Source organism: Mesorhizobium sp. P2_E6 (genome assembly GCF_056403835.1).
In genome coordinates this window covers 35,602-56,665 of the sequence record NZ_JBFUEQ010000018.1, presented here as the reverse complement: position 1 = coordinate 56,665, position 21,064 = coordinate 35,602, and the positions used below count along the sequence as shown (strand labels likewise).

General features: G+C 61.2%; 25 protein-coding genes. 23 read left to right on the top strand and 2 right to left on the bottom strand.

Translation table 11 applies throughout. From position 1 onward, the window contains the following. The first annotated feature begins 20 nt into the window (after positions 1 to 20). The 13 genes from rpsN to rplQ all read left to right on the top strand — a co-directional run bounded on the left by rpsN (position 21) and on the right by rplQ (position 8,007). Entirely contained in the window at positions 21 to 326 is a 306-nt protein-coding gene (gene rpsN / locus AC1D08_RS31740) for a 30S ribosomal protein S14 (RefSeq protein ID WP_013895695.1), read from the top strand. 12 nt (positions 327 to 338) lie between these two features. Continuing rightward, positions 339 to 737: a 30S ribosomal protein S8 gene (gene rpsH / locus AC1D08_RS31735; protein ID WP_006205453.1), complete on the top strand. Its 399-nt coding sequence runs from the start codon at positions 339 to 341 to the stop codon at positions 735 to 737. 90 nt (positions 738 to 827) lie between these two features. Further along, positions 828 to 1,361: a 50S ribosomal protein L6 gene (gene rplF / locus AC1D08_RS31730; protein ID WP_095089683.1), complete on the top strand. Its 534-nt coding sequence runs from the start codon at positions 828 to 830 to the stop codon at positions 1,359 to 1,361. Between the two features lie 140 nt (positions 1,362 to 1,501). Continuing rightward, positions 1,502 to 1,861 carry a 50S ribosomal protein L18 gene (rplR, locus tag AC1D08_RS31725; RefSeq protein ID WP_023757972.1) on the top strand — a complete coding sequence of 120 codons (360 nt, stop codon included), beginning with the start codon at positions 1,502 to 1,504 and terminating at the stop codon, positions 1,859 to 1,861. Between the two features lie 87 nt (positions 1,862 to 1,948). Further along, entirely contained in the window at positions 1,949 to 2,512 is a 564-nt protein-coding gene (rpsE, locus tag AC1D08_RS31720) for a 30S ribosomal protein S5 (protein WP_006333394.1), read from the top strand. A gap of 24 nt (positions 2,513 to 2,536) precedes the next feature. Further along, the gene (rpmD, locus tag AC1D08_RS31715) at positions 2,537 to 2,734 is read left to right on the top strand and encodes a 50S ribosomal protein L30 (RefSeq protein WP_023736690.1); all 198 of its coding nucleotides are present in this window, start codon (positions 2,537 to 2,539) and stop codon (positions 2,732 to 2,734) included. A 22-nt stretch (positions 2,735 to 2,756) separates the two neighbouring features. Continuing rightward, the gene (gene rplO / locus AC1D08_RS31710) at positions 2,757 to 3,230 is read left to right on the top strand and encodes a 50S ribosomal protein L15 (RefSeq protein ID WP_027028844.1); all 474 of its coding nucleotides are present in this window, start codon (positions 2,757 to 2,759) and stop codon (positions 3,228 to 3,230) included. Between the two features lie 183 nt (positions 3,231 to 3,413). Then, positions 3,414 to 4,754 carry a preprotein translocase subunit SecY gene (secY, locus tag AC1D08_RS31705; RefSeq protein WP_379097713.1) on the top strand — a complete coding sequence of 447 codons (1,341 nt, stop codon included), beginning with the start codon at positions 3,414 to 3,416 and terminating at the stop codon, positions 4,752 to 4,754. Continuing rightward, positions 4,751 to 5,347, top strand: coding sequence for an adenylate kinase (locus tag AC1D08_RS31700; protein ID WP_457155064.1), 597 nt, complete (start codon positions 4,751 to 4,753; stop codon positions 5,345 to 5,347). The genes secY and AC1D08_RS31700 overlap by 4 nt, the downstream gene beginning before the upstream one ends. Positions 5,348 to 5,539: 192 nt before the next feature. Beyond that, the gene (gene rpsM / locus AC1D08_RS31695) at positions 5,540 to 5,908 is read left to right on the top strand and encodes a 30S ribosomal protein S13 (protein ID WP_006205445.1); all 369 of its coding nucleotides are present in this window, start codon (positions 5,540 to 5,542) and stop codon (positions 5,906 to 5,908) included. 125 nt (positions 5,909 to 6,033) lie between these two features. Continuing rightward, a complete protein-coding gene (gene rpsK, locus AC1D08_RS31690; protein ID WP_006205444.1) occupies positions 6,034 to 6,423 on the top strand; it encodes a 30S ribosomal protein S11 in 390 nt (129 codons plus the stop codon). 104 nt (positions 6,424 to 6,527) lie between these two features. Next, positions 6,528 to 7,538, top strand: a complete 1,011-nt coding sequence (locus tag AC1D08_RS31685) for a DNA-directed RNA polymerase subunit alpha (RefSeq protein WP_013531438.1) — start codon at positions 6,528 to 6,530, stop codon at positions 7,536 to 7,538. Positions 7,539 to 7,575: 37 nt separating this feature from the next. After that, positions 7,576 to 8,007 carry a 50S ribosomal protein L17 gene (gene rplQ / locus AC1D08_RS31680; protein ID WP_477307623.1) on the top strand — a complete coding sequence of 144 codons (432 nt, stop codon included), beginning with the start codon at positions 7,576 to 7,578 and terminating at the stop codon, positions 8,005 to 8,007. 70 nt (positions 8,008 to 8,077) lie between these two features. Here rplQ and AC1D08_RS31675 read toward each other — a convergent pair whose 3' ends face one another. Beyond that, positions 8,078 to 8,614, bottom strand: a complete 537-nt coding sequence (locus tag AC1D08_RS31675) for a hypothetical protein (RefSeq protein ID WP_477424997.1) — start codon at positions 8,612 to 8,614, stop codon at positions 8,078 to 8,080. Positions 8,615 to 8,823: 209 nt separating this feature from the next. On the opposite strand from AC1D08_RS31675, the gene AC1D08_RS31670 reads away from it, so the two are divergent. The 10 genes from AC1D08_RS31670 to AC1D08_RS31625 all read left to right on the top strand — a co-directional run bounded on the left by AC1D08_RS31670 (position 8,824) and on the right by AC1D08_RS31625 (position 20,639). After that, positions 8,824 to 10,311, top strand: a complete 1,488-nt coding sequence (locus AC1D08_RS31670) for a DegQ family serine endoprotease (RefSeq protein WP_457153434.1) — start codon at positions 8,824 to 8,826, stop codon at positions 10,309 to 10,311. Between the two features lie 42 nt (positions 10,312 to 10,353). After that, positions 10,354 to 11,661: a replication-associated recombination protein A gene (locus AC1D08_RS31665; protein WP_457153433.1), complete on the top strand. Its 1,308-nt coding sequence runs from the start codon at positions 10,354 to 10,356 to the stop codon at positions 11,659 to 11,661. 5 nt (positions 11,662 to 11,666) lie between these two features. Further along, entirely contained in the window at positions 11,667 to 12,344 is a 678-nt protein-coding gene (locus tag AC1D08_RS31660) for a DUF930 domain-containing protein (RefSeq protein WP_457153432.1), read from the top strand. Between the two features lie 160 nt (positions 12,345 to 12,504). Continuing rightward, positions 12,505 to 13,335, top strand: a complete 831-nt coding sequence (locus AC1D08_RS31655) for an aspartyl/asparaginyl beta-hydroxylase domain-containing protein (protein ID WP_457153431.1) — start codon at positions 12,505 to 12,507, stop codon at positions 13,333 to 13,335. A 283-nt stretch (positions 13,336 to 13,618) separates the two neighbouring features. Then, positions 13,619 to 15,277 (top strand): hypothetical protein, encoded by a 1,659-nt coding sequence (locus AC1D08_RS31650; RefSeq protein WP_477424994.1) that lies wholly within the window; start codon positions 13,619 to 13,621, stop codon positions 15,275 to 15,277. Between the two features lie 140 nt (positions 15,278 to 15,417). Further along, the gene (crcB, locus tag AC1D08_RS31645; protein ID WP_457155537.1) at positions 15,418 to 15,792 is read left to right on the top strand and encodes a fluoride efflux transporter CrcB; all 375 of its coding nucleotides are present in this window, start codon (positions 15,418 to 15,420) and stop codon (positions 15,790 to 15,792) included. 60 nt (positions 15,793 to 15,852) lie between these two features. Then, entirely contained in the window at positions 15,853 to 16,833 is a 981-nt protein-coding gene (locus AC1D08_RS31640) for an RluA family pseudouridine synthase (protein WP_256753646.1), read from the top strand. Between the two features lie 47 nt (positions 16,834 to 16,880). Continuing rightward, entirely contained in the window at positions 16,881 to 17,753 is an 873-nt protein-coding gene (locus AC1D08_RS31635; RefSeq protein WP_457154793.1) for a DMT family transporter, read from the top strand. 12 nt (positions 17,754 to 17,765) lie between these two features. Then, a complete protein-coding gene (locus AC1D08_RS31630; protein WP_457154791.1) occupies positions 17,766 to 18,557 on the top strand; it encodes an ATP12 family chaperone protein in 792 nt (263 codons plus the stop codon). 192 nt (positions 18,558 to 18,749) lie between these two features. Beyond that, on the top strand, positions 18,750 to 20,639 hold the full coding sequence (locus AC1D08_RS31625) for an MFS transporter (RefSeq protein WP_477227540.1): 1,890 nt from the start codon (positions 18,750 to 18,752) through the stop codon (positions 20,637 to 20,639). A gap of 76 nt (positions 20,640 to 20,715) precedes the next feature. On the opposite strand, the gene AC1D08_RS31620 is transcribed toward AC1D08_RS31625, so the two are convergent. Beyond that, a complete protein-coding gene (locus tag AC1D08_RS31620; RefSeq protein ID WP_457155357.1) occupies positions 20,716 to 20,913 on the bottom strand; it encodes a DUF2735 domain-containing protein in 198 nt (65 codons plus the stop codon). Positions 20,914 to 21,064: the final 151 nt, after the last annotated feature.

The window sequence follows — 21,064 nt, the reverse complement described above, 5'->3', positions numbered from 1 at the left end:
GAGAAAAGGAAAAATCTGAAATGGCAAAGACCAGCTCAGTCGAGAAGAACAACAGGCGCCGCAAGCTTGCCGACCAGTACGGTCCCAAGCGCGCTGCGCTGAAGGCGATCATCATGGACCAGTCCAAGCCGATGGAAGAGCGTTTCCGCGCTCAGCTCAAGCTTGCCGCCATGCCGCGCAACTCGGCCAAGATCCGCATCCGCAACCGCTGCGAAGTCACCGGCCGTCCGCGCGCCTACTATCGCAAGCTCAAAGTATCGCGCATCGCGCTCCGTGATCTCGGCAACAACGGCCAGATCCCGGGCCTGGTCAAGTCGAGCTGGTAAGGAGGACATAACATGTCATTGAGCGATCCTCTCGGCGATATGCTGACCCGCATCCGCAACGCCTACGGCCGCAAGAAGTCGAGCGTCTCGACGCCGGCCTCGCGCCTGCGTACCCGCGTCCTCGACGTGCTGAAGGCTGAAGGCTATATCCGCGATTACAGCCAGACCGACTTCGACAACGGCAAGTCCGAAATCGAGATCGAGCTGAAGTATTTCGACGGCGCACCCGTCGTGCGCGAAATCGCCCGCGTTTCGAAGCCTGGCCGCCGCGTCTACGTTTCGGCCAAGTCGATTCCGCACGTCGCCAACGGCCTCGGCATCGCCATCCTTTCGACACCGAAGGGCGTGATGGCCGACCACGAAGCGCGTGAACAGAACGTCGGTGGTGAAATCCTCTGCCAGATCTTCTGATCTGGCGTGATCGGAAAAATTGGAATCCGGTCTTCGGGGTCATGCCCGAAGACAGAGACCTGAAACAAGAGAAGTGACGAGGACAACAAAATGTCTCGTATTGGAAAGAAACCCGTTTCGCTGCCGCAGGGCGTGACCGCGACCGTCAACGGCCAGACCGTGACGGCGAAGGGCCCCAAGGGCGAGCTGAAGTTCGTGGTGAACGAAGAAGTGCTGGTCAAGATGGAAGGTAGCGAGATCGCTGTCCAGCCGCGCGACCAGACCAAGACGGCGCGCTCCAAGTGGGGCATGTCGCGCACGCAGATCGTCAACATCCTGCAGGGTGTGAAGGACGGCTTCGAGAAGAAGCTCGAGATCACCGGCGTCGGCTATCGCGCCGCCATGCAGGGCAAGAACCTGCAGCTGGCACTTGGCTTCAGCCATGACGTCGTCTACGAGACGCCGGCGGGCATCACGATCGCTGTGCCGAAGCCGACGGAAATCACCGTGACCGGCATCGATAAGCAGCAGGTCGGCCAGGTTGCCGCCGAGATCCGCGAATACCGTGGTCCCGAGCCCTACAAGGGCAAGGGCGTCCGCTACGCTGGCGAGAAGATCGTCCGCAAGGAAGGCAAGAAGAAGTAGTGGGCATGGCCCCGAAAAGTTGCAGACTTTTCGGAAAGGGCCAAGCCAAAGAAGTGTAACGCCGCGGGGAGCGGTCGCGGGAGGCGCTTTCGCCTACCGCATATGGCGGCCCCCGTTTTTTGAAGGCAAGGAAGACTATCATGGGTACCAAGGAATCCACGCAGCGCCGTGCGCAGCGCGTCCGTCGCCAGATCAAGAAGGTCGCCGGCGAGCGTCCGCGTCTGTCGGTTCACCGCACGTCGAAGAACATCTATGTGCAGGTCATCGACGACGCCAAGGGCCACACCATCGTCGCTGCCTCGACGCTTGAGAAGGACCTCAAGGGTTCGCTCAAGACCGGCGCCGACACTGCCGCTGCCGCCGCGATCGGCAAGCTGATCGCCGAGCGCGCCACCAAGGCCGGTGTCAAGGAAGTCGTCTTCGACCGCGGCGCCTACATCTATCACGGCCGCGTCAAGGCGCTCGCCGAGGCCGCCCGTGAAGGTGGTCTGAGCTTCTAAATCTAAGGAATTTCGCCCCCGGTGACTCCACAGCGGCGCCGGATCTTATCAGCAACCGTGCTTCCGGAAAAAAACAAGGAACAGGATATGGCACAGGAACGTAGGGATGGCGGCCGCGGCCGCGATCGTGAAGAACGCGATGACGGCATGGTGGACAAGCTCGTCCACATCAACCGCGTCGCGAAGGTCGTCAAGGGCGGCCGTCGCTTTGGTTTTGCAGCACTCGTCGTCGTCGGCGACCAGAAGGGCCGTGTCGGCTTTGGTCACGGCAAGGCGCGCGAAGTGCCGGAAGCTATCCGCAAGGCAACTGAATCGGCCAAGCGCGACATGATCTTCGTGCCGCTGCGCTCGGGTCGTACGCTGCACCACGACGTCGAAGGCCGCTGGGGCGCTGGACGCGTTCTGCTGCGCGCTGCCAAGCAAGGTACCGGCATCATCGCCGGTGGCCCGATGCGCGCCGTCTTCGAGACGCTCGGCATGCATGACGTGGTCGCCAAGTCGATGGGTTCGTCGAACCCCTACAACATGGTTCGCGCCACCTTCGACGCGCTGAAGAGCCAGATGCATCCCAAGGATGTAGCTGCTGCTCGTGGCATCAAGTATTCGACCCTTCAGGCCCGCCGCGGCACCGCCGTTGCGGCTGAAGAATAGTCGATCTGACCAGGGATTTTGACCATGGCCAAGAAAGCAACAAAGACCGTCACCGTTGAGCAGATCGGCTCGCCGATCCGCCGCCCGAAGGAACAGCGCGCGACGCTGGTCGGGCTCGGCCTCAACAAGATGCACAAGCAGCGCACGCTGGAAGATACACCCTCCGTGCGCGGCATGATCGCTGCCGTCCAGCATCTCGTCCGCGTCGTGGACGAGGGCTGAGCCAGAGCGCAGGAGAACCCAGATGAAACTCAACGATCTGCGTGACAAGGACGGCGCGACGCACTCCAAGAAGCGTCTCGGCCGTGGCATCGGCTCCGGCTCCGGCAAGACCGGCGGTCGCGGCGTCAAGGGCCAGAAGGCGCGCTCCGGTGTCGCCATCAACGGCTTCGAGGGTGGCCAGATGCCGCTCTACAGGCGTCTGCCGAAGCGTGGCTTCAACAACATCTTCGCCAAGAGCTTCACCGTCGTCTCGCTGGCCCGTATCCAGGTGGCCATCGACGCCAAGAAGCTCGACGCCAAGGCAACCGTGACGGCTGAATCGCTGGTCGCTGCCGGCGTAATCCGCCGCGTCAAGGACGGCGTGCGCATCCTCTCGGACGGCGAGATCAAGGCGAAGCTCGCCTTTGACGTCGCCGGCGCCTCCAAGGCCGCGATCGAGAAGATCGAGAAGGCCGGCGGCTCGGTCAAGTTGCCGGAAAAGGCAGCTGCCGAGTAACGGCAATTTGAAGCGCGAGCGGGATCCGTTTTGCTCACGATCGTGCTTTGATCTGCTCAATTAGGCGGCCGCGTCAACGCGGCCGCTTGCATGTTTAGAGCCCGGAGCTTATCTCGTGAGCTTCGGTGAAACGCGCCGCCTGAGCTCAAGGGCCATCAAGCGTTACCAAGCGGAGAATCAGGCATGGCTTCGGCTGCTGAACAACTAGCCTCGAATCTGAATTTCTCGGCCTTCGCCAAAGCGGAGGACCTGAAGAAACGCATCTGGTTCACCATCGGCGCGTTGCTTGTCTATCGCCTCGGCACCTATATTCCGCTTCCCGGCATCAATCCCGACGCCTTCGCTCAGGCCTTCTCATCGCAGAGCAAGGGCGTGCTCGGCATGTTCAACATGTTCGCCGGCGGCGCCGTGCAGCGCATGGCGATCTTTGCGCTCGGCATCATGCCTTACATCTCCGCCTCCATCATCATGCAGCTGATGACGTCGGTTATCCCGTCGCTGGAAGCGCTGAAGAAGGAAGGCGAACAGGGCCGCAAGGTCATCAACCAATACACGCGCTACGGCACCGTGCTGCTTGCGCTGGTTCAGGCCTATGGCATTTCGGTCGGCCTGGAGGGCGGCAACGGCATCGTCAGCGATCCCGGCATGTTCTTCCGTATCTCGACCGTCGTCACCCTGGTCGGCGGCACCATGTTCCTGATGTGGCTGGGCGAACAGATCACCGCCCGCGGCATCGGCAACGGCATCTCGCTGATCATCTTCTCCGGGATCGTCGCCGGCCTGCCGCATGCCATCTCCGGCACGCTGGAGCTTGGCCGTACCGGCGCGCTGTCGACCGGCCTGATCCTGGCGATCATCGTGCTGGCCGTTGTCGTCATCGCCTTGATCGTGTTCTTCGAGCGCGCCCAGCGCCGCTTGCTGATCCAGTATCCGAAGCGCCAGGTCGGCAACCGCATGTTCCAGGGCGATACCTCGCATCTGCCGCTGAAGCTCAACACGTCAGGCGTCATTCCGCCGATCTTCGCGTCGTCGCTGCTGTTGCTGCCGGCCACCGTCGCCGGCTTCTCGCAGACGACCAACATGCCGGCCTGGGCCAGCACCGTGCTGGCGTCGCTCGGCCACGGCCAGCCGCTCTACATGGCATTCTACGCGGCGATGATTGTGTTCTTCGCCTTCTTCTACACTGCGATTGTCTTCAACCCGAAGGACACCGCCGACCAGCTCAAGAAGCATTCGGGGTTCATCCCGGGCTATCGTCCGGGCGAGCGCACCGCCGATTACATCGACTACGTTCTCACCCGCATCACCGTCGTCGGCGCCATCTATCTGGTGCTGGTGTGCTTGCTGCCGGAGTTCCTGATCTCGGCGACTGGCGTACCATTCTACCTTGGTGGCACATCGCTTCTGATCGTGGTCAGTGTCACGCTCGATACGGTTGCGCAGATTCAAGGCCACCTGATCGCGCACCAGTATGAAGGCCTGATCAAGAAGTCGAAGCTGCGCGGGGGGAAGAAAGCCAGATGAGGTTGATATTGCTTGGGCCGCCAGGGGCGGGCAAGGGGACACAAGCACAAAGACTGGTAGAAAAACACGGCATACCCCAGCTCTCGACGGGCGACATGCTGCGTGCTGCAGTCCAGGCTGGCACCGAAGTCGGCAAACGCGCCAAGGCGGTGATGGATGCCGGTGAACTGGTTTCCGACGCCATCGTCAACGCCATCGTCGCCGAACGTATCGATCAGCCGGATTGCGCGAAGGGTTTCATCCTCGACGGATATCCGCGGACCCTGGTGCAGGCGGACGCGGTTGAGCAGATGCTTTCGGATCGCTCGCAGGGCCTCGATGCGGTCATTGAACTTGTCGTCGACGACAAGGCGCTGGTTGGTCGTATCGTCAAGCGGGCCAACGAAGCACAAGCCGCCGGCCAGCCCGTGCGCAAGGACGACAATCCGACCGTGTTCGAGGAGCGTTTGAGGGAATACTACAAGAAGACGGCGCCGCTGATTGGCTACTATTATGCCAAGGGCAAGCTCCGCAGCGTCGACGGCATGGCCGATATCGACGCCGTGACGGGACAGATCGAAGCGGTGCTAAGGGACGCAACGCGGGGAATTTAAACGATTGCACTTGACGGGAGCGGTTCGCTGCGGTATGGCGGCCCGTCTTCCTATCAGGCATCGGCTTTGCTTGTCCGCAAGGGCAAGGCAGCCGCTTTGAACTGGAAACTCCCGCATGGGCCGGCCTCCACCGGACGCGGGGCAACTTAAGATAGCGCCGGTTCGTCCGGCCCACATGGAGAAGAGAAGAATATGGCTCGTATAGCCGGCGTCAACATTCCGACCAACAAGCGCGTCGTCATCGCGCTTCAGTACATTCACGGCATTGGCAAGAAGTTCGCCCAGGAGATCGTCGACAAGGTCGGCATCCCGGCCGAGCGTCGCGTCAACCAGCTCACCGACGCGGAAGTGCTGCAGATCCGCGAAACCATCGACCGCGACTACCAGGTCGAGGGCGACCTGCGCCGCGAAGTCTCGATGAACATCAAGCGGCTCATGGACCTCGGCTGCTATCGCGGCCTGCGTCACCGTCGCTCGCTGCCGGTTCGCGGCCAGCGCACGCATACCAATGCGCGCACCCGCAAGGGCCCGGCCAAGTCAATCGCCGGCAAGAAGAAGTAATTGAGCAAATAGCGATTGGGTCGTGGCGAATAGGTTTCTACCCACTATTCGCTACGCCCTACTCGCTTTTGCAAGGTGGAGCCGCTGGCATTACGGCGGTGTAGAGATCAACTGAAAGGACTATCATGGCCAAGGAAGCCGCTCGTGTTCGCCGTCGCGAACGCAAGAACATCTCGTCGGGCGTTGCCCACGTCAATTCGACCTTCAACAACACGATGATCACCATCACTGACGCACAGGGCAATTCGATTGCCTGGTCGTCGGCCGGTGCCCAGGGCTTCAAGGGTTCGCGCAAGTCGACCCCGTTCGCTGCCCAGATGGCTGCCGAGGACGTTGCCAAGAAGGCCCAGGAACACGGCATGCGCATGCTCGAAGTCGAGGTCTGCGGACCCGGCTCCGGTCGTGAATCGGCACTGCGCGCCCTGCAGGCGGCCGGCTTCACCATCACCTCGATCCGTGATGTGACGCCGATCCCGCACAATGGCTGCCGCCCGCGCAAGAAGCGTCGCGTCTAAAAAATTACCGAACGCCGCGCGAGCGCCCTTTGTGGCGCTCCTCCACGGCATTCCAGGTCGCCCGCCACGATTGGATGGTGGCGGGTCAACGGAAGGAAAGCATCATGATCCAGAAAAATTGGCAGGAACTGATCAAGCCGAACAAGATCGAGTTCTCGTCGAAGAAGAAGACGCTGACCACGCTGGTCGCCGAGCCGCTCGAGCGTGGCTTTGGCCTGACGCTCGGCAACGCGCTGCGCCGCGTGCTTCTGTCTTCGCTGCGCGGTGCGGCTGTTACCGCCGTGCAGATCGACGGCGTTCTGCATGAATTCTCGTCCATCGCCGGCGTGCGCGAGGACGTGACCGACATCGTCTTGAACATCAAGGAAATCGCCATCCGCATGGAAGGCGATGGCCCCAAGCGCATGGTCGTGCGCAAGCAGGGACCGGGTGCGGTTCTCGCCGGCGACATCCAGACGGTTGGCGACGTCGAAATTCTCAACCCCGACCACGTCATCTGCACGCTGGACGAGGGCGCTGAAATCCGCATGGAATTCACCGTCGACACCGGCAAGGGTTATGTGCCGGCCGACCGCAACCGCGCCGAAGACGCGCCGATCGGCCTGATCCCGGTCGACAGCCTGTATTCGCCGGTCAAGAAGGTCTCTTACAAGGTCGAGAACACCCGCGAGGGCCAGGTTCTCGATTATGACAAGCTAACCATGACGATCGAGACCGACGGTTCGATCACCGGCGAGGACGCGGTGGCTTTCGCCGCCCGCATCCTGCAGGACCAGCTCGGCCTGTTCGTGAACTTCGACGAGCCGCAGAAGGAAGTCGCCGCCGAAGCCGTCACCGAGCTCGCCTTCAACCCGGCGCTGCTCAAGAAGGTCGACGAGCTCGAGCTTTCGGTGCGTTCGGCCAACTGCCTGAAGAACGACAACATCGTCTATATCGGCGACCTGATCCAGAAGACCGAAGCCGAGATGCTGCGCACCCCGAACTTTGGCCGCAAGTCGCTGAACGAGATCAAGGAAGTTCTGGCGGCAATGGGCCTGCACCTCGGCATGGAAGTGCCGGACTGGCCGCCGGAAAACATCGAAGACCTCGCCAAGCGTTACGAAGATCAATATTGAGGCGTTGCCTCTGAACCCGCAATGAAGGAGAAGAGCCATGCGCCACGGATTTAAGGGCCGCCGGTTCGCCCGCAGCATAAGCCACCGCAAGTCGATGTTCGCCAACCTGGCCGTGTCGCTGCTCGAGCACGAGCAGATCGTCACGACCCTGCCGAAGGCGAAGGATCTGCGTCCGATCGTCGAGAAGCTGGTGACGCTCGGCAAGCGCGGCGACCTGCACGCCCGCCGCCAGGTGATCGCGCAGATCGGCAATGAAGGCGTCGTCAAGCGCCTGTTCGACACCATCGCCCCGCGCTACGCCACCCGCAACGGGGGCTATCTGCGCATCATGAAGGCGGGCTTCCGTCACGGCGACAATGCCGCGATGGCTGTCATCGAGTTCGTCGATCGCGACACCTCGGCCAAGGGCGCCGGCGACCGCGCCCGCATCGAAGCCGAAGGCACCGACACGGACGCCGCAGCCGCATAAGGCTTGGTTTTCCGGAGTGAATGCAAAGGGGCCCACGGGCCCCTTTTTTATTGTTGAAGGGCTCTGTCCCTTACCGGGCAAGATCGAGATAGTCTCGACCGCCAATCGGCTTCCAATCGATCGCTTGTGTAATCTGTTCAACTGCCGGATGCGGGTAGGAGTAGATGCTGTCTACCGCCGTTCGATGGTCGATATCGCTGATCAATTGGGAAGCCGTAACGCTGTTCAGATATTTTCCGATGTCCTGATCTTCGATGAAATCTGCATCAACCCGGAAATGAATCTGGATGGGACCGGCACATATGTTCAGCTCGATATCGCCGCCTGCCGCGGTATAGAAGACCATGACCTCTTCTGGCGGCCACAAGGCCGCAGCCAGGAATTCCGATGGCTTCGTGTTTCCATTGAAGCCATCTAGCGAAAGCGCAAGGGTCTCGGTAAGAACCTCGAAATCGCCTTCGAGGTAACCGGCTTCTTCGATTTGAAACCAGTTCATCTGGCACGGCGTCTCGTCATCAAAGGAAATTTCGAGCTTTCCGAAAGTCCAATAATCTGGATCGGCGTGATCAGGTGTCCCGAGCACTTCGGCGATCTCGATCACTTTCATGCCATGGAAGACCGGGCCTAGTTTGCCGGTCCTCAAAAAGTCACGGAATGAAACGAACTGTCTTTTCATGAGGGCCGACGAAGGTTTTCAGGCTCAGGTCGAGCTATAGCTGCTTTGCTGCGTAAAATAATCGGATTTCAGCGGCTTAGCCTTTCATTTTGCACAATCGTCGGGACAATGCCCCCGAACTTGCCTTGGAGGATTCGTGAATGCGCGCCAACCGACTGTCCCTTGTCCTGCTCTTCGCCATGATGGCGTTCGTAGCCGCACCGGTGGCCAGGCAGGCATTGGCCGAGGAGACCAAGACCGATCCCGGCCTGTCCGACGTGCTGACGGACCTTTTGCATGGCGTCGAAGGCGAGAACTCGACGTCCGGTCCCGACAAGCGCGTGCCGTTCGGCCGTGAAGAGGTGCAACTGTCGTTCGCCCCGCTGGTCAAGCAGACGGCGCCGGCCGTGGTCAATGTCTATGCCTCGCAGACCGCCAAGGTGACGTCGCCCTTCGACGGCGATCCGTTCTTCGAGGAGTTCTTTGGCCGTTCGCAGCCGCGCGCGCAGTCTTCCCTGGGCTCCGGTGTGCTGGTCGACCCGACCGGCATCGTGGTCACCAATTACCACGTCATCAAGGACGCCGACCAGGTCAAGGTGGCGACCGCGGACGGGCGTGAGTTCGACAGCAAGGTGATGCTGAAGGACGAGACACTCGACCTTGCAGTGCTCAAGATAACCTCGGACAAACCGTTTCCGGTCATCGCCATCGGCGATTCCGATGCGCTCGAGGTCGGCGATCTGGTGCTGGCCATCGGCAATCCCTTCGGTGTCGGCCAGACCACCACTAGCGGCATCGTTTCGGCACTTGCCCGCAGCCATATTGGCGTCGCCGATTCAAGCTTCTTCATCCAGACCGACGCCGCCATCAATCCCGGCAATTCGGGAGGTGCGTTGATCAACATGGGCGGCCAATTGGTCGGCATCAACACGGCGATCTACAGCCGCAGCGGCGGCTCGATCGGCATCGGTTTTGCCATCCCCGCAAACATGGTGCGCGCCTTCGCCGATGCGGCCAAGGCCGGGCTCGACTTCTTCGAACGGCCCTATATCGGCGCCGAGTTTGAAGCGGTAACGCCGCAGATTGCCGAATCGCTGGGCATGGAGAAGCCGGCCGGTGCTTTGGTCTCGTCGGTCGAGGCGACCGGCCCGGCCGCCAAGGCGGGGCTCAAGCCCGGCGACGTCGTGATGCAGCTCAACGGCAAGCCGGTCGAGAGCATCGAAGCGCTGGACTACCGGATGGCGACGCTGTCGATCGGCACCAACGCCAATTTCGCGGTTCTGACCAAAGGCCAGCAGGCGGTGATGGACATCGCGCTGGAGCGCGCTCCGGAAGGCATGAAGGCGGCTGAAGTGACGCTGCACGGCCGCAGCCCGTTCTCGGGCGCCAAGGTCGCCGAACTGTCGCCCCGGCTTGCCCAGAAGCTTGGCCTGCGCACCGACATAAAGGGTGTCACCGTGGTCGACATCAACCGTGACTCGCCGGCCGCCGATTTCGGCTTCCAGCCGGGCGATATCGTGCGCGAGGTGAACGGCACCACCATCGATACCGCGGCGACACTGGAGCAGGCCGCCCAGGCGGATACGCGCTGGTGGCGCTTTACCGTCGAGCGCGGCGGGCAGATACTGCGTCAGGTATTGCGTTATTAAAGCACGTCCCTTCGGGTTCATGCTCCAACCAAAAAGAAGTGCATGGCCGATCTGTTCAGCGTCGATGAACCGGAAAAGGCGTCGCCCGGGCGGCCGCTCGCCGACAGGCTGCGGCCGAAAAACCTCGGTGAGGTCGTCGGCCAGGAGCATCTGACCGGCCCTGATGGCGCGCTGACCCGGCTGATTGGTTCCGGCTCACTCGGCTCGATGATCTTCTGGGGACCGCCCGGCACCGGCAAGACCACTGTGGCGCGGTTGCTTGCCGGCGAAACCAGCCTTGCTTTCGAGCAGATATCGGCGGTGTTTTCCGGCGTCGCCGACCTGAAAAAAGTGTTCGAAGCCGCCAAGCTGCGCCGTACCAACGGTCGCCAGACCTTGTTGTTCGTTGACGAGATCCATCGCTTCAACCGCGCCCAGCAGGATTCCTTTCTCCCAGTCATGGAGGACGGCACGGTCGTGCTCGTCGGTGCCACCACCGAAAACCCGTCCTTCGAACTGAACGCGGCCCTGTTGTCGCGCGCGCGTGTGCTGGTCTTCCACTCATTGGGCGAGGAAAGCATCGCCAAGCTGATGGCGCGAGCCGAGGAGACCGAGGGCAGGGCGTTGCCGCTCGACGACGAGGCGAGGGCGATGCTCATCCGCATGAGCGATGGCGACGGCCGCGCCTCGCTGACGCTTGCTGAAGAGGTGTGGCGCGCCGCCAAGCCAGGCGAGGTCTTCAACCCCGAGGGCTTGCAGCGCATCGTCCAGCGGCGCGCGCCGATCTACGACAAGGGCCAGGACGGCCACTACAATCTGATCTCGGCGCTGCACAAATCGGTGCGCGGTTCGGATCCCGACGCCGCGCTCTATTATCTGGCGCGCATGTTCGATGCCGGCGAGGACCCGCTCTATCTCGGCCGTCGGCTGGTGCGCATGGCCATGGAAGACATCGGCCTTGCCGACCCGCAGGCGCTTGTCGTGGCCAACGCCGCCAAGGACGCCTACGACTATCTCGGCTCGCCCGAGGGCGAGCTCGCCTTTGCCGAGGCCACCGTTTATCTCGCCACCGCGCCAAAATCCAATGCCGTCTACACCGCCTTCAAGGCAGCCACGCGTGCGGCGAAGGAACATGGCTCGCTGCTGCCGCCGAAACACATCCTCAACGCGCCAACCAAGCTGATGAAAGAGGAGGATTACGGGGCCGGCTACCGCTACGACCATGACGAGCCGGATGCCTTTTCGGGCCAGGACTATTTTCCCGAGAAGATGGGGCGGCAGACCTTTTATGATCCGCCTGAACGCGGCTTCGAGCGCGACATCAGAAAGCGGCTCGACTATTGGGCGAAGCTGCGCAAAGAGCGGGAATAGCAGGCTTGCGTGCCCCGGTCGTCGTCACGCTTCCAAACCAGGCTTCGCCTTGGGGCATCTCCGCTTCGGTCGTTCTCCACACGCTGCTGGCTGCGACGCTGGCCCTGATGCCGTTGCCGAAGCGGCCCAAGCGGCTCGAGGAGGACCGGGTGTCGGTCGACATCCTGACGCCGCAACAATTCGAAGCGGCGACCAGGCCACCGCCTGCTCCAGTGACGCCGGCACTGACTGAAGCGCCTGCAGCGGCGCCGCCGCCTGCTTCGACCCCGCCCGAACCGCAACCGCCCGCCGCGCCGGCCATGATCCGGCCGACCGAAATGCTGTCGGCCAAGACACTGGCCGATCCGCGCAGCCGGCAGGCGCGCGCCGATCTCGCCACCTTCGCTTCCGACGAGCGCATGGTTCAGCTGTGCAACCTCGAAGCCATGGATCAGATCCGCAAATGGCGTACGGATTTCAAGCCGGAGCGGGTCGTGCCCTACGCAATGGCGGAGGAAAAAATCACTGGAACCACCATCGCCGCGAATGGCGCGGCTTTCCGTAGTCGCAGAAACTGGTATAGCCTGAAGTTCAGATGCCAACTGGCTGGGGACGGCGAAAGCGTCGTCGGCTTTGAGTTCCTGGTTGGCGATCTGGTCCCCAGGGAAAAATGGGACGAGCTTGGCCTGCCGGCGGTGCATTGACCGAAATCCGGCAGGCTTCACAAGGCAGCCAGCCGGCCGTGATACCGCGGCCGTTGTGTGGTGACCCAAAAAACCTTATCAAGGCGCACGGCCGGGCGGTGGTCGTTACCATGATTTTGGCACCTCATTCGCAACAGGATCGCGCTTCGCGCGTGGAAAAATGACAAGAACCCTTCGCAAAACCCTTCGCAAATTCGCCATCGCCATCCCGCTTCTCGCCCTTGGCTTTTACTTCATCCCGATCCTGACATCGGTCTTTATCGTCCTCGGCCTCATCGATGTCCTGCGCAACGACCGCAAGGACCTGTCGCTGTTCTCGGGCTATTTCCTCGGCAACGGCCTCTTCACCTGGCTGCTTTCGCCTTTCAATCTGCTGGTCGATCTCTTGTGCTACCGCAATCCCGGCGTCTGGAAACTGGACCAGTTCCCCGCCGACTATCAGCGCGAGGTCAATGAGGTCCTGGACATCTTCAAGGCGCGCAAGGACGAGATCATCGCCGACATCGACGCCAATTTCGGCGCCGGCCGGCGCGGCATGTATGTCTATCAGTGGTACGGCAAGCACAAGATCGACAACGTCGCCGAGTTCAACAAGGACTTCAAATACATCAAGACCATCGCCGTTTCCGTCTTCAGCAAGCGCGAATCGACCTCATGGCACTTCGGTCCGCTGCGGCTCAGCCTGCGCATTCTCTACAATCTGATCCCGGTGAAGTCGGAGATTTTCGTCGAATGCGGCAACGTCAAGAACTACTGGTATGACAATCCGCTGTTCATCTTCGACGACACGCTGCTGCATCGCTCGGTCAACGAATATGATGGCCGCCGCTACTGCGTGTTCATGGACATTATCAGACCATCCCCGGTTCCCGGGCTGATCGCGGGCATGCTTGCCGTCGTCTCGGTGAGTGTCGAGCGCATCAACTCGATGTTCTACAAGAACTGGAAGATGATCGGTTCGACCAAGCCGAAGAAGGTCGGGACGACCTGAGCCCGAAATCGTCAATGCTGCCGGCCCTGCCGGCGGCATTGAGGCGCTTTTAACGCGCCACTCATCCCACCGCCCCGTGCTCGCTGTTCCGCCCCGTGTCTTTTGAGGGCGTTCTGAATGCTTGCGATGGCCACGCGTTCAAGTATACATCCCGCCAAGCTCTGAACAGTTCCTGATACGAATCGCGTGGGGTTCCTGTTTGCCGGAACGGCTCCTGGCTGCATCGGCGGGAGTCTCGGTTTGCCCAGACAGTCCTGCCTCTTCCCTTCCTTGGCGGCCTCAAGTGACGAAGAACGAAACCCTCGGATTCTGGCTAAAAATCTACATATGTACGGCGTTGCTGGGCGTTGCTTTCGCCGCGATATACGTAAGGCTTGAGGAGCCCGTCTACTATTGGGATTTTGCCGCTTACTTCAATGGGTTTGACCAGTATGGCTCACTCCTGGCCGAGAGCCCGCTCCAGTGGCTGAGCCAATTGCGGGCTTCTGTCGCGAGGGATGACTACAGCGCCGCAATTCTGGTGCCGCTTATGCCGTTTCACATGTTTTTCGGCGGTTCAAGGCTTTCCTATATCGCTGGAATAGTCATCGTTTACCTGGTCCCGACCGCTCTTTTCATAGGACGAATGAGCTACCTGGAGGCGGTCTCCGACACTCCTTCGCCCCGAAGCTGGTTTGTCGTGTGGATCGCGGCCTTTCTCTACACGCCGTTCTGGTCGGCGACGCTTCGTGGATTGCCGGATATTGCCGGCTGCCTCGCGCTTTCTGCGGCAACTTATTTTCTCTGGAAATCGAGGTTCCTGACACGCCAACCGGTGATCAACGGGATACGCATCGGCATATGCCTGTGGTTGGCGTTCATGCTGCGCCGTTGGTATGCATTTGCCGTCATAGGGATCGCACTTTCTGCAGCCTTCTTTTGTTCGTTGCAGGTCGCAAAAGACCGCGACTTCGCGGCATTCCGGAACGCGGCGTTAGGGGGCGTGTGCACGCTTTTTGTGATTGCCGGAGCCGCATTGGCCTTCCAGCAACCGCTGATCCTCAAGATTCTGGGAACGAGCTACGGTGACCTTTACAGCGGATACAAAACCAACTTCGTTTCGCAGATCGACCAGGTGGAATCGCGGCTGAGCTATGTGAACTGGCTGTTGATCGTCGTGGGCCTTTATATCTCCTTCATACGCCGCAACAGTTTCGCTTTGTTCTGTGCTCTCGCCTCGGCACTGACCTTCTTCCTCTTCACCCGGACGCAGGATCCGGACCGTCATCATTCGATGCCGATGTTTCTTTGGCTCTTTCCTGCATATGCGCAGGCCATCGTCTCGATCGTTTCGATGCCGGCGCTGAAATCTCGATGGTCAACCGTCGTCATAGCCGTCGTCGCCGGGTTTGCGTATTTGGGTACCTTCTTCCCAATCGGCCGCCAGTTGCTGTCACCGATCGGCTATGTTTTTGCCAGGGAAGATACGCTTCCTCTTCACCTCGACAATCTTCCCGAATACAGACGCCTCATCGACGATCTTGTCAGCGAAATGCGGCCTGAGGACCGCTTCTCGGTGTTTGCCTCAGGCGCGGTCATGAATAGCTCGCTGTTGTTTGAAATGAATATGGACCTTTTCCCTCGTGTCGGATGGTCTTGCCAGGTTGACAGTCGCGATCAATTCGCACCGGAGGCATTGAAATCGAGATATGTCGTCGTAACCGATCCTCCTGTTACCCATTTGCAATCGGGTGCGCAGATCTGCGTCACGATACCGGACCAGGATATTGTCGAAGGGAAGAGTATCGGCGCCGCCTATAAGCGCATTGCGACATATCAGCTGTCCGGCGGCGTCACGGGCTATCTCTACGAACAGGTGCGCCCGGTCAGCAAAACGGAACTCGATGCCCTTTATAGCGAGTTCAGGAAAAAATACCCGGGCTGGACAACGCCTGAGTGGTGACGATCAGGTTGACACGCTCCGAGCAACTCGACGATGGCCGCGAAAGGCGGCTCGCGCCCGATTGTCTGCGCGGTCCCAACCGCATCGTAGTCAGGTTCAGGGGATTGACCATGTCGCCCTTGTGGAGGCAGTAAACGGTCATGTTCAATCTGCTTCTCGTTGTGGTAGGCGGCGGCATCGGCGCCGGCATTCGTCACCTCACCAACATCGGCGCGCTGCGCCTTGTCGGCCCCAACTATCCCTGGGGGACGATGGCAATCAACATCGTCGGCTCGTTCGCCATGGGCCTGTTCATAGCCACCCTGGCGCGCCGCGGCGGATCGAACGAACTCAGACTGTTCGTCGCCACCGGCATCTTTGGCGGCTTCACCACCTTTTCCGCGTTTTCGCTCGATTTCGCGACTTTGTGGGAGCGGGGAGCCACGCTGCCGGCGCTTGGATATGCCCTTGCCAGCGTCATTGGCGCCATTATCGCCCTGTTTCTGGGACTTTGGCTCGCAAGAACCGTTTCATAGTGTTATTGCCGCGCCAAGAGCGGGCCGAACCCTGCTCGGGAAACGGATAAGCGAAAAAATATGGCAGGCGTTGAACAGATCACAGTGGAGGCCGGCGAGGCGGGCATGCGGCTCGATCGCTGGTTCAAGACCCATTTCCCGGGCCTGGGCTTCGGCCATCTGCAAAAGCTGCTGCGCTCCGGCCAGATCCGCGTCGATGGCGGCCGGGTCAAGGCCGACACCCGCGTCGAACCCGGCCAGATGGTGCGCGTTCCGCCGCTCGAGGTGGACAAGAAGGGCGAGAGCGCGCTGACCGGTCACTCGATCCGCAACCAGGGCGATGCCGACGTCCTGGCGAAAATGCTGATCCATGAAGATCCCAAGGTCTTCGTCTTCAACAAGCCGGCGGGCCTCGCGGTGCAAGGCGGCTCGGGCGTCACCCGCAATGTCGACGACATGCTGGAAGCCTGGCGCAACCAGAAGGGCGAGAAGCCGCGGCTGGTCCATCGCCTCGACCGCGACACTTCGGGCGTACTGGTCGTCGCCCGCACCAGGCTTGCCGCAATGAAGCTGTCGGAAGCGTTTCGCGCCCGCGAGACCAAGAAGACCTATTGGGCGCTGGTCAAGGGCGTACCGCCCAAGCGTGAGGACAAGATCTCGACCTGGCTGATCAAGGAGCCGACGCCCGATGGCGATCGGGTGCGCGTCGCCGCGCATGGCGAAAAGGGCGCCGACCACGCCGTGTCCTACTACCGCATCATCGAGCAGGCGGCGCAGACGATGACCTGGCTGGAAATGGAGCCCTACACCGGCCGCACGCACCAGCTTCGTGTTCATGCTGCCTATATCGGCTGCCCGATCATCGGCGACCCGAAATATTTCGAGGCCGACACCAATTGGGATTTCCCTGGTGGCATTCAAAACCGCCTGCATTTGCATGCGCGCCGCATCATCATTCCGCACCCGGACAAGGGCGTCATCGATGTCACCGCGCCGATGCCACCGCATATGCGCCAGAGCTGGAACCTGATCGGCTTCGACGACGCCAGCGCGGAGGACTGATTGTGAGCGGCGCGACCGATACGCTCGACCGGCGCGACACGGTCGACATGGCCGCCGCCGCAATCATGGTCGGCCTGACCTTTTCCTGGGGGCTGAACTACGTCGCCGCCAAGATTTCCTACGCCGGTTACGATCCAGTCTTCCTGTCGATCGCGCGCTCGGTCATCGGCGGCCTGTGTGTCTTCGCGTGGTGCCGCTGGCGCGGCATCGCGCTTTTCACGCGCGACGGGACATTGCTCGCCGGCATCGCGGTTGGCGCGTTGTTCGGCATCGAGTTCCTCTGCCTCTATGTCGGCCTGGAGCACACGACCGTCGCCCGCAACACGCTGCTGGTCAACACAATGCCGTTCTGGATGCTGATCGGCGGCCATTTCCTGCTTGGCGAGCAGATCACCTTGCGCAAGTTCCTTGGCCTGCTGCTGGCCTTTGGCGGCCTTGCCGCGGTGTTTTCCGACAAGCTTGGCGGCGGCGGGGACATGCTGTTCGGCGATCTCTTGAGCCTTGGCTCTGGATTTTTCTGGGCCTTGACCAACATCCTCATCAAGCGGTCGAAGCTGGTCGAGGCGAGTGCCGAGAAGCTGCTGCTCTATCAACTCGCCGGTGCGGCAATCGTCGGAATACTGGTGTTGCCTCTCGCCGGTGCGCCCATCCGCGACCCTGCCGTGCTGCCGACATTGGCGCTGCTTTTCCAGGCAGTCTACATCGTTGCCTTCACCTATGTGCTTTGGTTCTGGCTGCTGAGGCGCTATCCGGCTTCAGGCCTGTCCAGCTTCACCTTCCTGTCACCGGTTTTCGGCGTGCTGTGCGGCGCCATGTTCTTGAATGAGCCGCTGACCATGCGCATCTTCCTGGCACTTGGCCTGATTGCCGCCGGCCTCGTCATCGTCAACCGGCCGTCGCGCAAGCTCGTGCCGGTTTGAGAGAGCCTTTCAATGCGTGATATCCTCAACGACCTCGAAGCGGGCAAGCAGCTTTCCGATCCGGATCCGGTGCGCCGTGCCCAGATCCAGATGAAGACGCCTTTGCCGAAGCGTTTCTACAAGACCGTCGCGGTTGCGCCGGTGGAAGACGGCTTTGCCGTGCATCTCGACGGCAAGCCGGTGCGCACGCCGGGCAAGGCGCTGCTGGCGCTGCCGACCGAGGCGGCGGCTGCACTCGTCGCCGACGAGTTTGCAGCGCAGAGCGAAACCATCAACCCGGTGGCGATGCCGGTGATGCGCCTCGTCAACACTGCTATCGACGGCGTCGCCAGCGATCCGCAGGCGGTGCTGGAAGACATTCTGCGCTTCGCTTCGTCCGATCTGCTCTGCTACCGCGCCGATGCGCCGCAAGGCTTGGTGGAGCGGCAGAACGAACATTGGGACCCGGTCCTTGATTGGGTGCGCGGCAGCCTCGGGGCTCGCTTCAATCTCGCCGAAGGCATCATCCATGTCGAGCAGCCGCGTGAGACGATCGCCGTGCTGGGAAGTCATCTTGCCCAGCGTGCCGAACCGCTGCGGCTCGCTGCCATCCATGTGATGACCTCGCTGACCGGTTCGGCGCTGCTGGCGCTGGCTGTCGATTTCGGCGAACTCGACGCCGAGGCGGCCTGGGCGGCCGGCCATGTCGACGAGGACTGGCAGATCGAGCATTGGGGACAGGACGCCGAAGCAGTCGCGCGCCGCTCGGCCCGCAAGCGCGACATGATGGCTGCCGCCGGGCTATTGGAAGCGCTCAAGGGCTGACGGCTCCGCCGCTGGCTCCGCTTCATCCCGCAGCGCACCTAATACCAAAGTCATAATCCCAAAGACGCCCTGACGTTGGCGCACGCTTTCTGTCATTTTTTCCGTGATCGCAGTGCATGAGTCCATGTTCGGAGGAGAACGCGGACAATGAGGCACAGCATCGAGGACAAGGTCTCACGGGAGGACAATTCTATGGCAATGGCATCGACTGCCGGCGGAGCAAGCCGCGGCATGACGCGGGAGGAAAAGAAGGTCATCTTCGCTTCCTCGCTGGGCACCGTTTTCGAATGGTATGATTTCTATCTCTACGGCTCGCTCGCGGTGTTCATTGGTTCGACCTTCTTCAGTCCAACCATTCCTGAAGCGACGCGCAATATCTTCGCGCTGCTGGCGTTCGCCGCCGGCTTCCTGGTACGACCGTTCGGCGCGCTGCTGTTCGGCCGCATCGGCGACCTTGTCGGCCGCAAGTATACGTTCCTTGTCACCATGACGATCATGGGCCTTTCGACCTTCCTGGTCGGCCTGCTGCCTGGATATGCGACTTTGGGCATCGCGGCTCCCGTGATCCTGATTGTCCTGCGCATGCTGCAAGGCCTGGCGCTGGGCGGCGAATATGGCGGCGCGGCCACCTATGTCGCCGAGCATGCACCCGACAACCGGCGCGGCTACTACACCTCGTGGATCCAGACGACGGCGACGCTCGGCCTGTTCCTGTCGCTGGTCGTCATCCTGATTGTCCAGGGTTCGATGAGCAAGGAAACCTACGCCTCATGGGGCTGGCGCATTCCGTTCATTGTCTCCTTCCTGCTGCTCGGCATCTCGATCTGGATCCGGCTTTCGCTCTCCGAATCGCCGACCTTCCAGCGTATGAAGGATGAGGGCAAGGGCTCCAAAGCGCCGCTTTCGGAAGCATTTGGTCAATGGAAGAATGCCCGAATCGCGCTGCTGGCGCTGCTCGGCCTCACCGCCGGTCAGGCCGTGGTCTGGTACAATGGCCAGTTCTACGCGCTGTTCTTCCTGCAGAACGTGCTCAAGGTCGACGCGCAGTCGGTCAACATCATGATCGCCATAGCGCTCGCCCTCGGCTCGATCTTCTTCGTCGTCTTCGGCTGGCTCTCCGACAAGATCGGGCGCAAGCCGATCATCATGGCGGGCCTTGCCTTGGCGATCGTCTGCACCTTCCCGCTGTTCAAGGCATTGACCTGGGCCGCCAATCCGGCGCTCGCCACGGCCCAGCAGAACACACGTGCTACGGTGACGGCGGCACCCGGCGACTGCAAGTTCCAGTTCAATCCGGTCGGCACGGCGAAGTTCACGACGTCTTGTGACATCGCGACCTCGTTCCTGACCAAGAACTCGGTTCCCTATGACGTGGTGTCGACGGCCGCGGCCGGGACGGCCGCGTCGGTCAAGATCGGCAACGAGACGGTGGAATCCTACGATGCCATCGCCGCTGGCGATCAGGCGAAAGCCAAGGACGCCGCCTTCATCAAAGCCGTCAACATGTCGCTGCGGGACGGCGGCTATCCGCTGAAGCGCGCGGCGATCAAGATCCCGGACCAGAAGCTTGACGCGTTTGTCGCCGCCAACCCGGAACTGAAGCTCGATGCCGCCGCCATTCGCGCCGGCGAGAAGGCGACGGTCCCGACCGATCAGGCGATCAAGGACAAGCTGCTGACCGCCGACGAGGCCGCGGGTGCGCCCGAGGTCACCGTCTACAATATACCGGGCGGCGGCGCTTTCGCCATGTTCGCCGATCCGGCGGGAATCAACTGGCCGATGACGATCGGCATCCTGTTCATCCTGGTCCTGTTCGTGACCATGGTCTACGGCCCGATTGCCGCGATCCTGGTCGAGATGTTCCCGACCCGCATCCGCTACACCGGCATGTCGTTGCCCTATCACATTGGCAATGGCTGGTTCGGTGGCCTGCTGCCGGCGACGGTGTTCGCACTCAGTGCCTACAGGGGCGATATCTACTTTGGTCTGTGGTACCCGGTGGTGATCGCCGCGATGTCGCTGGTCATCGGCATGATCTTCGTCAGGGACACGCTGGGAACCGATCTGAACACCAAGCAGTAACGACTGCTCGGTAGTCAACGAAAACCCGGCGCGAGCGATCGCGCCGGGTTTTTCAATGATAGTCATGCGATGGGGCTTAGCTTTGACGGTCCTGCTTCGCGTCCTCTATCGCCGCATCGTGATACCAGCCGTCGCCGAAATCCGCCCGAACACCGCGCAGTGAGGCAAGCTCTGCCGCAAACTTAGCCTTGCCGCTCAAATTTGAGGCAGAGACGCGCGCTGCCGCCGGGAACATCAGAATTTTTGCCGACGGACGCGTGGAAATGATTTCCATTGTCGGGCTCCTTTCTTATGCCGAACCTTGTCGATTCAACCTACCTCGAAGATAAGGTCTGCAATCAAGTTAGGCAATATGCCTATGAAAAGATCATTATTTGCCTATTATTTGTGCGAATTGCGATTGTGATTGATCTCGACGCATTGCT

Coding starts and splice junctions, on each gene's coding strand:
- rplO (WP_027028844.1), top strand. CDS start 2,757: ATGAAACTCAACGATCTGCGTGACAAGGACGGCGCGACGCACTCCAAG.
- rpmD (WP_023736690.1), top strand. CDS start 2,537: ATGGCCAAGAAAGCAACAAAGACCGTCACCGTTGAGCAGATCGGCTCG.
- rpsM (WP_006205445.1), top strand. CDS start 5,540: ATGGCTCGTATAGCCGGCGTCAACATTCCGACCAACAAGCGCGTCGTC.
- AC1D08_RS31665 (WP_457153433.1), top strand. CDS start 10,354: ATGGCCGATCTGTTCAGCGTCGATGAACCGGAAAAGGCGTCGCCCGGG.
- rpsN (WP_013895695.1), top strand. CDS start 21: ATGGCAAAGACCAGCTCAGTCGAGAAGAACAACAGGCGCCGCAAGCTT.
- rplQ (WP_477307623.1), top strand. CDS start 7,576: ATGCGCCACGGATTTAAGGGCCGCCGGTTCGCCCGCAGCATAAGCCAC.
- crcB (WP_457155537.1), top strand. CDS start 15,418: ATGTTCAATCTGCTTCTCGTTGTGGTAGGCGGCGGCATCGGCGCCGGC.
- AC1D08_RS31620 (WP_457155357.1), bottom strand. CDS start 20,913: ATGGAAATCATTTCCACGCGTCCGTCGGCAAAAATTCTGATGTTCCCG.
- AC1D08_RS31700 (WP_457155064.1), top strand. CDS start 4,751: ATGAGGTTGATATTGCTTGGGCCGCCAGGGGCGGGCAAGGGGACACAA.
- AC1D08_RS31670 (WP_457153434.1), top strand. CDS start 8,824: ATGCGCGCCAACCGACTGTCCCTTGTCCTGCTCTTCGCCATGATGGCG.
- AC1D08_RS31675 (WP_477424997.1), bottom strand. CDS start 8,614: ATGAAAGTGATCGAGATCGCCGAAGTGCTCGGGACACCTGATCACGCC.
- rpsE (WP_006333394.1), top strand. CDS start 1,949: ATGGCACAGGAACGTAGGGATGGCGGCCGCGGCCGCGATCGTGAAGAA.
- AC1D08_RS31685 (WP_013531438.1), top strand. CDS start 6,528: ATGATCCAGAAAAATTGGCAGGAACTGATCAAGCCGAACAAGATCGAG.
- AC1D08_RS31640 (WP_256753646.1), top strand. CDS start 15,853: ATGGCAGGCGTTGAACAGATCACAGTGGAGGCCGGCGAGGCGGGCATG.
- AC1D08_RS31655 (WP_457153431.1), top strand. CDS start 12,505: ATGACAAGAACCCTTCGCAAAACCCTTCGCAAATTCGCCATCGCCATC.
- rplF (WP_095089683.1), top strand. CDS start 828: ATGTCTCGTATTGGAAAGAAACCCGTTTCGCTGCCGCAGGGCGTGACC.
- secY (WP_379097713.1), top strand. CDS start 3,414: ATGGCTTCGGCTGCTGAACAACTAGCCTCGAATCTGAATTTCTCGGCC.
- AC1D08_RS31625 (WP_477227540.1), top strand. CDS start 18,750: ATGGCAATGGCATCGACTGCCGGCGGAGCAAGCCGCGGCATGACGCGG.
- AC1D08_RS31635 (WP_457154793.1), top strand. CDS start 16,881: ATGGCCGCCGCCGCAATCATGGTCGGCCTGACCTTTTCCTGGGGGCTG.
- rpsK (WP_006205444.1), top strand. CDS start 6,034: ATGGCCAAGGAAGCCGCTCGTGTTCGCCGTCGCGAACGCAAGAACATC.
- AC1D08_RS31630 (WP_457154791.1), top strand. CDS start 17,766: ATGCGTGATATCCTCAACGACCTCGAAGCGGGCAAGCAGCTTTCCGAT.
- rplR (WP_023757972.1), top strand. CDS start 1,502: ATGGGTACCAAGGAATCCACGCAGCGCCGTGCGCAGCGCGTCCGTCGC.
- rpsH (WP_006205453.1), top strand. CDS start 339: ATGTCATTGAGCGATCCTCTCGGCGATATGCTGACCCGCATCCGCAAC.